Consider the following 15,003-nt stretch of genomic DNA (forward strand, 5'->3'; position numbering starts at 1 on the left):
TTAGTAATTTCTTGCTTTAAGTTCATGTTTGCCAAGTACGACATCCATGTAATCAAGCTCTATATTGCCATCTTTATCCATATATGCCATAGTATGCTTTAGGAAGTTTTCATCATCACGAGTATCAAAATCTTCTCTAAAGTGAGCACCGCGGCTCTCATTTCTAGCAATTGCACTCTCAACGATAAATGCAGAGTAGTCAATCATATGACCAAACTCGATAGCTTCTTGCAGTTCAGTATTAAATACTTTTGATTTGTCTTTGATACGTATATGTTTAAATCTCTCTCTAAGTTCTTTTACTTTTGCAACTGCAATTTCAAGAGTCTCTTTTGTTCTAAATGCACCTGCGTTTGCAGTCATACACTGTTGTAACTCTTCACGAAGAGCGGTAATAGTTTCTTCTCCGTTGTTGTTTAAGATAAAATCCATCTCCGCTAATGCAACTTTAGCATCATCTTGTGTTGCAGGGCGAAGAGAAATATTATCAATCTCTTTAACCATTGTTTTACCGACAAAACGACCAAAAAGAAGTGCCTCAAGAACAGAGTTTGCACCAAGACGGTTTGCTCCGTGAACAGATACACATGAACACTCTCCTGCCGCATAGAAACCTTCAACAAACTCAGTGTTGTTTTTACGTACGTTCCCTGCTATATTTACTGGAATCCCGCCCATAGAGTAGTGAGCAGTCGCAGAGATAAGAATAGGCTCTTTTATCATGTCAAGACCTAAGAAAGTGATAGCCAAATCACGAAGTTCAGGAAGTCTCTCCATAATCAAATCACGACCTAAATGTGTTACGTCAATAAACACTGCATCTTTTCTCGGTCCTACACCGCGACCTTCACGAATCTCATTTAAAATAGCACGGCTAACTACATCGCGAGAAGCAAGCTCCATCGCGTTTGGAGCATATTTCTCCATAAATCTCTCGCCCAAAGAGTTGAAAAGACGTCCGCCTTCACCGCGAGCTGCTTCAGAAATAAGTACACCGTTTCCTGATAATCCTGATGGATGAAACTGAACAAACTCCATATCTTCTAACGGAAGACCGTGACGAGCGACTATTGATAAACCATCGCCGGTATTTGCATGTGCATTTGAGTTTATTTTATAGCTTCTTGCATATCCGCCCGTTGCAAACATAACTGATTTTGCATTGAAAATTGCTGTTTGCATATCGCGAATATTAAATGCTACTACACCCGAAACTTTGCCGTCTTTATAGATAAGGTCGGCTACATACCACTCATCCCAAAACTTTACGCCAACGCGAAAAGCTTGTTCATAAATGGTTTGTAAAAGAGTTAATCCCGTTCTATCTTTTGCATAACATGCACGAGGAGAAGATTGTCCGCCAAAAGGTCTTTGAGCAATTTTACCGTCTGCAGTTCTACTAAAAGCAGCACCCATTCTCTCAGCCCATCTGATAGTTTCAGGAGCGTTTTTACACATAAATTCAACAGCATCCTGATCAGCTAAATAATCACTACCCTTTACGGTGTCAAACTCGTGTAACTCTACGCTATCAGCATCACTAAAAGCGGCATTTACACCACCTTGTGCCGCCCCTGAGTGACTTCTAAGAGGATGAAGTTTGGTAATTACAGCAACCTTCTTTCCTGCATTTTGTAACTCTCTTGCCGCAGCACAGCCAGCTAGACCTGCACCGACAATAATAGCATCGTAAGTATAAATAGGAATACCCATTAGCTTTCCTTTGTTATTAAGAATAAAATAATGCGGATTATACAATCTATTGCCTTTGTGTAGAATAAAGATGGCTTATATAGGGGATGTGTGTTACCTTATGAGTCACATATAATAAATAATAATACTCTTAAGCCTGAAATATTTTTTTTATTTTTTTGTGATATACTCCAAGCTTATTTTTATCATATGTTATACAAGGGAAGTGATGATAACAAGAGTAAATGTAGAGCTATTTAGATTTGATTCTAAAGTAGATTATCTACCGTATTATAAAAAATATTCTATGGAATATAAACCAAAAGATACTGTTTTAAGTTTACTAAACAGGATAAACAGTATTGAAAAATTTGCCTATAAAGCAGATCTTGATTTTAATTTAAAGATAAATAATCTATATGTAAATACTGATGCTTTGATTGCAGATGTAGTAAATAAAACATCAAATGAGTTGAAAATAGAGCCTGTGAGTGTTTATAGAGCCGTAAACGATCTTATAATAGATAAAAAAGATTATTTAGAAAAGATTCTTTTTTTTAAAGAGTATATCACTCCGATAGAGATGGATGAGTATGCAAAAAGTTATGAATTGGACTATTATGCTTCAAATACTTACAATATAGATAGAAGCTATATAGGAGACCATTCGCTTTTAATTGCGGCAGATATTATCGAGCATCATCCTAAACTAAAAGAGATAATTTTAGACAAAATATCTTCAAAAGAAAACGGCATTTGGTATCACACTTCTTTAGAAAATAGAGTTCTTAATTATGACATGACAAAAGAGTATAAAATTAAGTCCCTTTTTGCAATGTTACCTAAAGTTACATATTCCGGAATCACGGCAAACGGAACTAAAAAAATAGAAGATGTAGAAATATTTCAATTTTTTGATGGTTTTAATATTGCAGAATTTGAAGGTATAAACAAAAATTCATATGCCGATACGATTAAAAAATCAAGAGCAAATTATGTACAACTATCCTTGGCGAAAGAAGACTTAGCTCCTTATTCTACTCTTGTAAATAGTGATTTTTCACTCAAAATTGCAGGAGAGATTCTTTTAGAGGCAAAAGATGAAAATGCAGACTTTTTAGTTGTTAGAGGCAAAAGCGACCTTCTGCTTTTTGATGGCGAACAAAAAAAGATACAAAAGGTTGTAAATAGAGAGATAAATCTTCCGGTAATTACGCAAGAACAGTTTAAAATGGTTCTTTTGGGCGAAAAAAACGTAGCAAAACTCGGTTTTGATAAGCATAAGATTAAGGTGTCGTTTTTATAACTAATATCTTCTTCTATATATAGATGGTATAATGACATGTTATTTTATAAATATTGGCTTTGATAGTTTGAGGCGTTTTGAGAAGATTTATTGAATTTAGAGAATTATTTTATTTCACAGTTTAAAAATAGTCATATAGGTGATGATGGGGCTTTGATAGACGATACGGTCTATTCAAAAGATGCTTTTTTTGAAAATATTCATTTTAAATCTGTGTGGATGAGTTACTATCAGATAGCGTCTAAAGCAATGATAGTAAATATCTCAGATGCAATTGCCATGAATGCAAAACCAAAATATGCACTTTTGAGTGTTGCTATGCCAAAAGATATAACAAAAGCGCAGATGAGAGATTTGGCACGCGGATTTCAAGATACTGCAGCAAAATATGGTGTACAGATAATAGGCGGAGATACGATAAGCAATGTAAAGCTTGACATAAGTGTTACTATAATCTCAAAAATAGATACAAAAACTGATAAACCTCTTAGAAGAAAAGGGTTAAAACACGGACATCTGCTTGCATATACGGGCAGACTCGGAGATAGTGCTAAAGATTTAAAGAAGCTAATGAACTTAGGCAAGATACATGTAAAGTCTAAGTTTGTAAATATCGTGTTAAGAGATAATTTTGTATCAAAGAGTTCACGTTATCTAAGCTGCGGAATGGACATATCCGATGGGCTTTTTAGTGACTTAGAGAAGCTCTCTTTAGCAAACAGGGTAGGGTTTAAGTTTAAAACCAAAATAAAAAAAAGTCTTGCCTGCAGCGGCGAAGAGTATGAAATGCTTGTAGGCTTTGACAAAAGATATAAAAAAGCCATCTTAAGACGAGCCAAACAAAGCAGAACAAAGCTAAATATTTTTGCGCAAAGCACTAGAAGCGGCTATGTAAATAGATGTAAAGCACATCATTTTAAAAACAGAGGAATATAAAAACAACATGGATAGATTTTACTCACTAAATCACTCTCCAATAGATTTTCATTTTAGACAGACTCCACGTGATTTCGTTGTTGAAGAGGTTCCTCTTTATGAATTTTGCGGCGAGGGCGAACATCTGATTTTATTTGTTAGAAAAAAGGATTTATCGACTCTCGAACTTATTTCAATTATTGCCAGATATTTGGGAATTCAGCAAAAAGAGATTGGTTATGCAGGTTTAAAAGACAAACATGCCATGACAAAACAGTATATCTCGATTCATAAAAAACATGAAGCAAAAATGGATGAGTTTGAGCATGAAAATATTAAAATCCTCTCTAAAGTTTATCATAACAACAAGATTAGAATAGGGCATTTAAACGGCAATAAATTTTATATAAAATTAAAAAAAGTAAATCCTACGGCTGCTTTAAAAATTGATGAGGCTTTAAAAAATATTTCACTATACGGAATGCCGAATTTTTTTGGTTATCAGCGTTTTGGGAACGACGGAAACAATCATATAGACGGTGAGAAAATTGCAAAAGGCGAGAAAAAAGAGCGTAACGTAAAGGTAAAAAAACTTCTTATAAGTGCTTACCAGAGCCATCTTTTTAATTTATGGTTAAGTAGAAGATTAGAGATAAATACTTTAATTCAAAATTTTGAAGTAAATGAACTTGAACCTCTTTTAAATATGCCAAAAGATGAGCTCTTGAAGATGAAAGCTCAAAAACACCCTTTTAAGTTAATAAGCGGAGACGTTATGGAACACTATCCATACGGCAGGCTTTTTGACTTTGAAGCAAGTGAGCATGACTTTGATAGATTTAACAAAAAAGATATCTCTGTTACAGGTTTATTATGCGGTAAAAAAACGAAGATATCTTCTGATATAGCTAGAACAATCGAAAAAGATTTTGATGATGAGATTGATGCTGATGGTGCAAGAAGATATGCGTGGATATACCCTGATGCGGTAGAAGGGCGATATAAAAATGAAGAAGCTCAGTATGAGCTGAATTTTTATCTGCCAAAAGGCTCTTATGCAACAGTGTTGATTGAAGAGATAGCAAAGAGAAAGATAAATGAGTAGGAAAGATAATGAGTAAACATATAACTTCGGCAATTTCACAGGGTTTTGCAAAATTTGCAAATAAAAAATTTCCAAAACCGATACAAAATTTTATAAACAGCTCTTATGTAAATATTATGGGTCTTGATATGAGTGAGTTTCATTCGCCGCAGACATACCATAGTTTAAATGAACTCTTTACGAGAAAACTAAGAGAAAACAGAGCTTATTCGTTGAGTTCGGATGATTTTATATCGCCATGTGATTCACTTATTTCTGAATGCGGTGAATTGAATGAAGAGTATGCTTTACAAATTAAAGGTATGAGATACAAAAGTGATGAGCTTCTAGGCGAACACTTTAGCAAAGAAGAAAAAGAGATAGTTAATAACGGAACATTTATAAATTTTTATCTATCTCCTAGAGATTATCATCGCTATCATATTCCTACAAACTTAAAGGTGTTAAAAGCAGTTCATATTCCAGGTAAGTTCTATCCAGTAAATATGCCTTCTCTTAAGAAAAAAGTTAACCTTTTTATAGAAAATGAGAGAGTTGTATTGCTATGTGAAACTATTTCAAGAAAAAGATTTTACATGGTGCTTGTAAGTGCCTTAAATGTAGGTGTCATGCAAGTCTCGTTTGAACCGAAAATAAAAACAAATGCCGATGCAATTAGAAGCAGTGCATATAGTTATGAAAATCTGTATCTAAACAAAGGCGATGATTTTGGCTGTTTTGAGATGGGTTCTACCATAGTAATATTAGCCGAAAAAGAGTTTTTAGAGCTTGAAGTTAAAGCCGGTGACAAGGTTAACTACGCTCAGACGATAGCAAAGATTAGTTAAATATTTTAATATAGCTAAACAAAACATTACGTATATCTTGTATAATAGTGAGATAAGGAGCGTATATGAAAGTTATAGCTGCTATAAATGGTACGATAATTTCGGAAGGCATGGCGTTTTATGCCCTTAAATACGCACAGGTTCAAAACCTTACACTTGTTTTGCTTCATATAGAAAATAAAAAAGATAAGCTTAGTGATGTTGAATCTAGCATAGAACGTATAAAAACTCTTGGGTTGTCGCAAAATGTCCAAATTGAATCCGTAATACTTCAAGGCAAAATTAAAAAAGCCCTCAATTCATTTATGCATGATACTTATGTAGATGTAATTTTTTGTGCAGCACGCAGGCAAAAGAGTTATATATCCGACTCTTTCGGCGAGATTTTGACCAACATGAATCTAAATACCGATATAGCAATTGCCCGCATTCTCAAAATCAATACAGTTATGGACTTAAGCAATATTACACTTTGCATTAGAAAAGATAAATTATCCGTTAAAAAATTTACTTTTTTTACCACTTTGGCATTGGCTTATAAAGCTAGCGGTGATATATATTCGGTTTCGGGTATGTCAAAAATAGAACTATCTATGATAAAAATGCATCAAATAAGAGACAGGCTTGCTCTGATTAATTACAATTTAAGACATTACCTGAAATTGGCAAATCTATTAAAATTCCCTTTGCGTATAAAACATGATTTTACTAATGACGAAACCAACGATATACTTACGTATGTGGCAGAATCAAATACACATCTGCTAGTAATGGGCGGTAAAAAATCATCAATTGAATCATTTTTTCAAAGAGAGATACCAATAGAAAGACTTCTAAATGAGATATCAGTAAATACTATTGTCTATTATCCAAAAGAGAATTAGTATGCATGTTTTTAAACTAAGCAAAGAAGAACTTTTTAATAAATTTAATACTTCAGAAAATGGTTTAAATAACACAGAAGCAGATAGCCGTATAGAAAATTTTGGTTATAACGAAATTTTAAGCGGCAAAAAAAAGAGCTATTTAAAAGAGTATTTTAAACAATACATACAATTTTTTGCTCTTTTACTTGAAGCCGCCGCTTTTTTAGCATTTATAGCAAATATATATGTACCAAAAGACGGGAACGATATTTTAGGATATGCGATAATTATTGCCGTTGTTATAAATGCTACTTTTACGTTTTGGCAAGAGTATAAGGCAGATAAAGCTATGGAAGCTTTACTAAAACTAATGCCTACTATGGTTAAAGTTATTAGAGACAAAGAAATTAAATCAATCGACTCAAAATTGCTGATTCCCGGAGATATAATTTTATTTGACGAAGGTGATAAAATTGCAGCGGATGCCGTGCTTATAGAGTGTTCTAGTCTTTACATTAATACATCGGTTTTAAACGGTGAATCAAAACCTTCCAAGCGTGAACTTTTACCCGAAGCTACTACTAACAGAACTTTGGACGCTAGAAATATGCTGTTTGCAGGTTCATCCGTTGTTTTGGGAAACGGTATGGCAGTTGTAGTTGCGACAGGAAATGCAACTGAATTTGGTAAAATAGCTACGCTTACTAAAAACGTACAAAAAAAGTTAACACCGATGCAGCAAGAGGTAATCCATATTACAAGGATACTTACCGTAATCGCGTTAATAATGGGACTTATTTTCTTTATACTCGGCATATTCTCAGAGCAGAGTCTTTTAATGGCGGCAATATTTGCTCTCTCTTTAATAGTGGCAAACGTTCCTGAAGGACTGTTACCGACTATAACGCTCTCTCTTTCTCTTGCCTCTCAACGAATGGCGCAGAGAAATGCACTTATAAAAAATCTTGCTTCAGTTCAGACATTAGGAAGTGCTACCGTAATTTGCACCGATAAAACAGGAACATTAACAAAAAACGAGATGACGTTAAAAGAGCTGATTTTAGCAGGTGGAGAACATGTAAAAATTAGTGGCGGTGGATATGAAACAAAAGGAGATTTTGATTTTGATAAAACAAACGAAACTTCGTACAGCAGGCTGGACGAACTTCTTTTATCAGGAATACTTAATTCACATGCAATTATAGAAAATGACACAATATTGGGAGACCCGACGGAATTGGCACTGGTAAGTGCTGCTAAAAAGCGCAATATAGAGATAAGTGCTTACAAAAAAATTGATGAAATTTCTTTTTCAAGCGAAAGAAAAATGATGTCCTCAATTTATGAAATATCAAACGAAAAAACACTTTATGCAAAAGGTGCAATAGAAGTTATTTTTAAAAATGCAACGACTTTTTTAGACAATGACGGCAAAATTAAAATCTTTGATGAAAATACCAAAAAAATAATGTTACAAAATGCAGAAAGTTTTGAGAATGAAGCTTACAGAGTTTTAGCAATTGCTAAAAACTCGGATATAAAAGAAGAAGGATTAACCTTTTTAGGACTTGTAGCTATTATGGATTTACCAAGAGAAGAGGTTAAAGAAGCCCTGTCTTTATGTAAAACAGCAGGTATTAGAACTATGATGATAACAGGTGACAATCATAAAACGGCTCAGGCAATTGCAAAAAAAATCGGTCTTGAATTTGATGCTGTTTTAAGCGGAGATGAAGTTGAATTACTCAGTGATGAAGAGCTTGAAAATCGTCTTAAGAGCCAAACAATTTTATTTGCAAGAATGGCAAGCAGTCAAAAATTAAGAATTACGACAGCCCTTCAAAATAACGGTGAAGTTGTTGCAATGACAGGTGATGGTGTAAATGATGCACCTGCCTTAAAACGTGCGGATATCGGGATTGCTATGGGACTTAAAGGCTCTGACGTTGCTAGAGAAGTTGCAGATATGATTCTTTTAGATGATAATTTCAAATCTATTGTATCTGCCATAGAAGAGGGCAGAACGGTATATTTTAATATTAAAAAATTTGTTACATACATTCTCTCATCAAATGTGCCTGAAATTGTTCCTTATATATTGCATTTTTTCTTTAAAATTCCAATGCCGCTCTCCGTCATTCAAATCTTATCTATCGATTTGGGTTCAGATATGCTCCCAGGACTAGCTCTTGGAAGCGAAAACCCGGAAAAAAATATTATGAAACGTCCGCCTATAAAAAAAGATGAAAAAATACTTGACTGGGAAGTGTTTAAGCGCGGTTATTTTTTTATAGGTGTTATTGAAGCAACGGCGGCAATGACAGCTTTTATAAGTTTTCTGCTTCTTCATGGCTGGAGTTACGGAACCGTGGAGCTAAATGACCCGATTTTACACTCTCAAGCTATGACAATGACTCTGCTAGGAGCTATTAGTTGTCAGCTTGTAAATGTTTGGACAATGAGAAGTTGGGAATTTTCGGCATGGAGCGTAGGTTGGACGAGTAATAAGATTCTCTTAGGAGCCATGATTGTAGAGTTTTTTTGGATTTGGATGTTGCTTAGATATGAGCCTGTTCAAAAAGTTTTTCACACGGCTTATATACCGCTAAATGAGCTTTGGATATTACTGCCGTTTCCGATAATACTTTTTGTTAGTCATGAGTTTTATAAATGGAGAAAGAGAGTGGCAAAAAGTAAAATATGAGAATATTTTACTTTTTATATAATGTTATACGTTAAATCTAAAGTGCATTATATCGCCGTCTTGAACGATGTATTCTTTGCCCTCTAGTCTCATTTTGCCTGCTTCTTTTGCTTTATTCTCACCGCCACATGTAATAAAATCGTTATAAGCGATTACTTCTGCGCGGATAAAACCTTTCTCAAAGTCGTTGTGAATAACAGCCGCTGCTTTTGGTGCAGTAGTGTTTTTGCGGATTGTCCAAGCACGAACCTCTTTTACTCCAGCCGTAAAATAACTCATAAGCCCTAGTTTATCAAAACCTTTATGTATGATTTGCTCAAGTCCTGACTCTTCAATGCCAAGCTCATTTAAAAAAGCCTGTGCTTCATCTTCTTCGAGTCCTATCAGTTCCTCTTCAACCTTAGCGCACAGTCTTATAACCTCACAGTTGTTTTTTTGTGCATGTTCTACCAGTAGTCCTACAAACGGGTTGCTACTTGTCGAGTGACCTTCTCCGATTAAGCTCTCCTCATCAACGTTAGCACCGTACATAATCTCTTTATTTGTTAAAAATCTTACTTCATGATTTAGTTGTCTATATACGTCTGTGTCTGTTTGAGGGAAGTTTCTTGCCATATTGCCATCTGCTAAAAATTCTAAGAGCTCTTCTGACATGTCAAGCATAGCTTTTGCAGTTTTATCTGTTTTAGCATATTTTTTAAGTCTCTCCATTCTATTTTGAAGAACTTCTATATCAGCTAAAATTAACTCATTTTCAATAATCTCAACATCTCTAAGCGGGTCTATACTTCCTTCAGTATGTACAATGTTGTCATCTTCAAAACATCTTACGATATGCAAAATTACTTCAGTTTCGCGAATGTTTGATAAAAATTTATTTCCCAAGCCTTCGCCTTTGCTTGCACCTTTAACCAAACCTGCAATATCGACAAAATCAAGTGTAGAGTATTGGATTCTCTCCGGATTAACGATTTTAGCAAGTTCATGTAGTCTTTTATCCGGAACGGGAACTATCGCTTTATTTGGTTCTATCGTACAAAATGGATAGTTAGCCGCTTCTGCGTTTTGCGCTTTTGTAAGTGCATTAAAAGTTGTTGATTTACCTACGTTTGGAAGTCCTACAAGACCTATACTTAAACCCATAATTAACCTTTGGTATAATAAAATAATTTTGCGATTATAGCTAAAGTAGGCAAAGAAAACTCTTTAACGATTATACCTAATCTCGCAGAGCTTCTCTTGATGCTTTATCGACAAGTGTAAAAAATTTATCGACTATGTCTTTATCTTCGGTTTTTTTATGACCTTTTACTTTAATGAGGTCACACTCAAATCTTTTTGTTAATACAAAAAATCTTTTGTATAACCTATAATTTTTTATGTGCATATTTTTTTTGGTCATATAGTTGTTTTTTTCAAGTCTCTCTTGCCTGCTTTTTAGACTAATAGTGTTTTGTGAATCAGTGAAGATAATTATTTTATGATTTTTTGCACATATTTTGCCTAATGCCCATAGCAGCGTTTCAAGTTCTAGTTTTGAGGACGTAGTATTTTTAAATCTTCTGGTTTTAATCTTCTCTTTTAGTATGGAAAATGGCGCTTCAACTTCAAATTCGCACAAAAGCATATAAGCACCGTAGCCCACATTTGTTTGTGGATCTACGCTTGCATCCGTAAATAAAAAAAGAGTAGGTTTTTTTATATCAACATACATGTAAGATATATTTCCTTTAATTTATACTAATTTAAATCCTATTAAACTTAGTGCCATTACTAGCATTCCCAAAGTTATTCCTGCTATGGTTGTATGGGCATTTCCGTAAACCCTTGCAGCTGGTAGAAGCTCATCAAAAGATATATAAATCATTATACCTGCAACTAACCCGAATGTTATCCCAAGTGTTGCTTCTCCCATAAACGGGAATAGTAAAAAAAAGCCTACAAGTGCTCCTATAGGTTCTGCAAAACCTGATAGTGTTGCATACCAAAATGCACTTTTTTTATCTCCTGTTGCGTGATATATAGGTAGAGATACCGCCATACCTTCGGGTATGTTGTGAAGAGCAATCGCAAATGCTATAGTTATTCCTACGCTGGGATTATGAAGCGCTGATACAAAAGTTGCAAAGCCTTCGGGAAAATTATGTATCGCAATAGCTAGCGCCGTAAATACTCCTGTTCTTTTGAGTAAAGAGTTATTGAACATTTGGTTTTTATTCTCGGACTTTAGTTCTAAAAGTTCACTATTGCTTTTTGTCTCATGCGGATTAACATCATCAGGGATTATTCTATCAATTACGGCACTAAATAAAATACCTGCAAAAAAACATAAAACGCTTAAAGTTTCACCTGTAATTTCATTTGAGTAAAGAAGAATAAATGAATTTTTTGATTTTGCTAAAATCTCTACAAAGGAGACATAAATCATAACACCTGCGGAAAATCCCATACCTATTGATAAAACGGTATAGTTTTTACTTTTTGAAAAAAATGCCAACACAGCACCTATGGATGTTGCCATTCCTGCTAAAAGAGTAAGCATAAAAGCAAATAGTAAAGTTTCAATTGATAATCCATGCATGCATGGATTATATGATTTTAAAAATAAATTGTGCCTTTAGGCAAAAAAACTATTTTATATCTTTGATAAATTCACACATCAAACGTACTCCTGCACCCGTTGCACCGTAAACATTACAGTCCCACGGGCTTTCTGTATATGCAGTTCCCGCTATGTCAAAGTGCATCCATTTGTTTTTGTTCTCTTCACGGATAAATTTATCCAAAAACATTCCTGCAGTTATAGCTCCGCCGTAAGGCTTTGAAGCCGTATTGCTAATGTCGGCGATTTCGCTCTTTAGAAGTTTTTTAAGATGTTTGTTAAACGGAAGTGAGCTTACCATCTCTCCTGAATCACTTCCTGCTTTAGATATATCGTGTTTGAGTTTATGAGAATGCCCCATAATCCCGCTTGTAAATTGACCAAGAGCAATCATACAAGCACCCGTTAAAGTTGCAAAGTCAAAGATATAGTCTGCCTCTTTTACGCTGTCTTGCGCATAGTCTAAAACATCTGCTAAAACTAAACGACCCTCTGCATCTGTATTTCTTACTTCAATAGTAGTTTTACTTCTTGAAACCAATACATCATCTGGTTTGTAAGCATTTCCGCCAACCATATTTTCAACCGCGCCGATAAATGCATGAACTTCAACATCAAGCTTTAGTTCGCTTACCGCTTTTATGATTCCAAGAACTGCACATGCACCTGCTTTATCCATCTTCATAGTAACCATAGAAGTAGCAGCTTTTAGGCTAAGTCCGCCGCTGTCATAAGTAAGACCTTTTCCAACAAGCGTAATAACTTTTTTAGGATTTTTAGGTTTATAGCTTAGATGTATTAAAGCACTTTCATGAACGGAAGCACGACCTACTGCAAGCATCGCGCCCATCTTCTCTTTTGCTAAATCATCCTCGTTCAAAATATTGCACTCTAAATTGTTATCTTTGGCTAATTTTTTTGCTACGTCACTAAGTGTTTGTGGGTTAATTTCTTGCGGTGCTTTGTTTACTATGTCGCGAGTAAAACATGTAGCCTCTGCAACTATCATAGCTTCATTAAAAATTGACTCTAAGTTACTAAAATCAATATCGTTTGAGGTTAAAAAAACCTCTTTAAATTCGCTGTTTTTAACCTCTGATTTGTATTCGTTAAACTCATATCCGCCCAATACAAAACCCTCTACAAGCGCACTAATAGTTGATTTTTTCTCTACATGTACTTTTGCGGATTTAAAGTTTGAACTCTTGAGTGCTTTAATAACAACAGATGTAGCACTTCTTAAATCATCACTTTTTTTGCTATCAATACCGCAAAAAAGCAACCCTTTTTCATATAAAAAACATGTAGTGTCCTGTTCTGCTTTAAATCCTGCTTTTTGCAAAATTGCTACATGTTCATTCTCTGCAAGTTCATCTTTTTTTAAAAAAACAACCGTCACATCCGATGCAACTTCGTCTAATTCTCTATTTAGTAATTTAATATTCATTTCTCGCTCTTGTGTTTTGATTTTTAATGTAAGTTTATCCAATAATTCTAAATTTTTTATATAGATTTATACTAGCTAAAACTCAAATTGCTAGTTGTTTATGTTCATCGGACAACTTTAACTGCGTTACAAATTTTTGTACGAAAATCATCTTCTATACCCATAGCTCTTAATAAATCATACACTAAACAAAACACTGCTATTATGTTCTCTTTCATAAGAATCCATCTGCTACGAGTCTTTCTTATGGATTAAGCAACTTTCAAACCCTTTTTGTTTAACTAGAAAGTTGAGTTATATACTTACAAACTTAATAAAAAGAATTTTAAAAATGGAAAATTTTGCACTTATTTTTAGCGCTGTTTTTATAGGATATATTATAAACAGATTGGATATTTTTCCAAAAGATGCACCGATTATTTTAAATCAGTTTATACTCTATATATCCGCTCCTGCAATGATACTTTTGCAGATTCCAAAGCTTCAATTCTCTTATGAGGTTTTCATTCCTGTTTTTATTGCCTGGGTTGTTATGGGAAGCAGTGCCATATTTATATTTTATTTCTCAAAACTACTCTCATTTTCAAAAGAAATTACAGGTTCTTTAATGCTTGTCGGGGTTTTAGGAAACACATCTTATCTTGGTATCCCTATAATGATGGCCTATTTTGGAGAAAAATCTCTTGGATACGTTTTAATGTATGACCAACTAGGTTCTTTTATTGCACTTGCAACTTATGGGACGTTTATATCGGTCTATTATTCAAGTACAACAAACGTAAACATAAAAGCGATTGCTTTAAAAATAGCAACATTTCCGCCTTTTTTAGCTCTGATTATTTCTCTTTTTTTTATAGGAACATCTTTTTATCCTATTATTGATAGCGTCTTGTCTTCGCTTGCAAGCACTATCGTTCCCCTTGCTTTAGTTGCGGTAGGACTCCAATTAAGGTTTAAACTGCCTTTGAATGATTTAAAACCGTTTGTTCTGGCGCTTAGTACAAAACTTGTTTTAGCTCCTATAATAGCTATTGTTTTATGCTATATCTTTTCATGGGAAAATCAAGCTGCACTTATATCTATTATGGAAGCCTCAATGGCACCGATGATTACGGCTGCCGCAGTCGCTTCAATGGCAGGACTAGCACCAAGACTTAGTTCATCAATTGTCGGGTATGGAATACTGCTCTCATTTTTAACAACATGGATTGTGTATAATTTTATTACATAGTTTATAATTTACAAAAAAGAGTCCTGATGACATGTTATTGTGATAGTAAAAAAGAGTTTAGTGAGTGTTGCGAGCCATTTTTAAAGAATAGATCAAAACCTTCTACTACAGAGCAGCTTATGAGAAGCAGATACAGCGCTTATGTTTTAGGAGACGGTTACTACATAGTAAAAACTACAGTCAAAGAGAATCGCTTTGAAGATGATGTAGAACTTATAGAAGAGTACGCTAAAAGTGTTGTATGGCTTGGTCTTGAAGTTTTACATGTAGAAGATAATATTGTTGAATTTAAGGCATATTATAAAGAT

Annotated in this window: 13 protein-coding genes and 1 pseudogene; 8 read left to right on the top strand and 6 right to left on the bottom strand. The window is 34.4% G+C overall.

The window, feature by feature from the left end:
- Positions 1-1,713 carry a succinate dehydrogenase flavoprotein subunit gene (gene sdhA / locus A2530_RS10355; protein ID WP_294885452.1) on the bottom strand — a complete coding sequence of 571 codons (1,713 nt, stop codon included), beginning with the start codon at positions 1,711-1,713 and terminating at the stop codon, positions 1-3.
- 208 nt (positions 1,714-1,921) lie between these two features.
- On the opposite strand from sdhA, the gene A2530_RS10360 reads away from it, so the two are divergent.
- The 6 genes from A2530_RS10360 (at position 1,922) to A2530_RS10385 (ending at position 9,415) form a co-directional block, all read left to right on the top strand.
- Positions 1,922-2,998, top strand: coding sequence for a DUF5644 domain-containing protein (locus tag A2530_RS10360; protein ID WP_294885451.1), 1,077 nt, complete (start codon positions 1,922-1,924; stop codon positions 2,996-2,998).
- Between the two features lie 90 nt (positions 2,999-3,088).
- Positions 3,089-3,934 carry a thiamine-phosphate kinase gene (locus tag A2530_RS10365; RefSeq protein ID WP_294885450.1) on the top strand — a complete coding sequence of 282 codons (846 nt, stop codon included), beginning with the start codon at positions 3,089-3,091 and terminating at the stop codon, positions 3,932-3,934.
- A gap of 7 nt (positions 3,935-3,941) precedes the next feature.
- Positions 3,942-5,018: a tRNA pseudouridine(13) synthase TruD gene (gene truD, locus A2530_RS10370; protein WP_294885449.1), complete on the top strand. Its 1,077-nt coding sequence runs from the start codon at positions 3,942-3,944 to the stop codon at positions 5,016-5,018.
- An 8-nt stretch (positions 5,019-5,026) separates the two neighbouring features.
- Positions 5,027-5,845, top strand: a complete 819-nt coding sequence (locus A2530_RS10375) for a phosphatidylserine decarboxylase (RefSeq protein WP_294885448.1) — start codon at positions 5,027-5,029, stop codon at positions 5,843-5,845.
- A 65-nt stretch (positions 5,846-5,910) separates the two neighbouring features.
- Entirely contained in the window at positions 5,911-6,729 is an 819-nt protein-coding gene (locus A2530_RS10380) for a hypothetical protein (protein ID WP_294885447.1), read from the top strand.
- A gap of 1 nt (position 6,730) precedes the next feature.
- Positions 6,731-9,415 carry a cation-transporting P-type ATPase gene (locus A2530_RS10385; protein WP_294885446.1) on the top strand — a complete coding sequence of 895 codons (2,685 nt, stop codon included), beginning with the start codon at positions 6,731-6,733 and terminating at the stop codon, positions 9,413-9,415.
- A 24-nt stretch (positions 9,416-9,439) separates the two neighbouring features.
- On the opposite strand, the gene ychF is transcribed toward A2530_RS10385, so the two are convergent.
- From ychF to A2530_RS10410, 5 genes and pseudogenes are all read right to left on the bottom strand, one after another.
- On the bottom strand, positions 9,440-10,558 hold the full coding sequence (gene ychF, locus A2530_RS10390; protein WP_294885445.1) for a redox-regulated ATPase YchF: 1,119 nt from the start codon (positions 10,556-10,558) through the stop codon (positions 9,440-9,442).
- Between the two features lie 76 nt (positions 10,559-10,634).
- A complete protein-coding gene (locus tag A2530_RS10395) occupies positions 10,635-11,129 on the bottom strand; it encodes a ribonuclease HI (RefSeq protein WP_294885444.1) in 495 nt (164 codons plus the stop codon).
- A gap of 21 nt (positions 11,130-11,150) precedes the next feature.
- Positions 11,151-11,996: a zinc transporter ZupT gene (gene zupT / locus A2530_RS10400; RefSeq protein ID WP_294885443.1), complete on the bottom strand. Its 846-nt coding sequence runs from the start codon at positions 11,994-11,996 to the stop codon at positions 11,151-11,153.
- 49 nt (positions 11,997-12,045) lie between these two features.
- Complete coding sequence (locus tag A2530_RS10405; RefSeq protein ID WP_294885442.1) at positions 12,046-13,464, bottom strand: leucyl aminopeptidase; 1,419 nt, start codon at positions 13,462-13,464, stop codon at positions 12,046-12,048.
- Between the two features lie 122 nt (positions 13,465-13,586).
- Positions 13,587-13,682: pseudogene (locus A2530_RS10410) on the bottom strand (IS982 family transposase); the annotation flags it as partial.
- 113 nt (positions 13,683-13,795) lie between these two features.
- Here A2530_RS10410 and A2530_RS10415 point away from each other — a divergent pair.
- Positions 13,796-14,695 (top strand): AEC family transporter, encoded by a 900-nt coding sequence (locus A2530_RS10415; protein ID WP_294885441.1) that lies wholly within the window; start codon positions 13,796-13,798, stop codon positions 14,693-14,695.
- 26 nt (positions 14,696-14,721) lie between these two features.
- On the top strand, positions 14,722-15,003 hold a 282-nt coding region (locus A2530_RS10420; protein ID WP_294891529.1), incomplete at its 3' end, for a YchJ family metal-binding protein.

Source organism: Sulfurimonas sp. RIFOXYD2_FULL_34_21, assembly GCF_001830805.1.
In the GTDB taxonomy this organism is placed as follows: domain Bacteria; phylum Campylobacterota; class Campylobacteria; order Campylobacterales; family Sulfurimonadaceae; genus Sulfurimonas.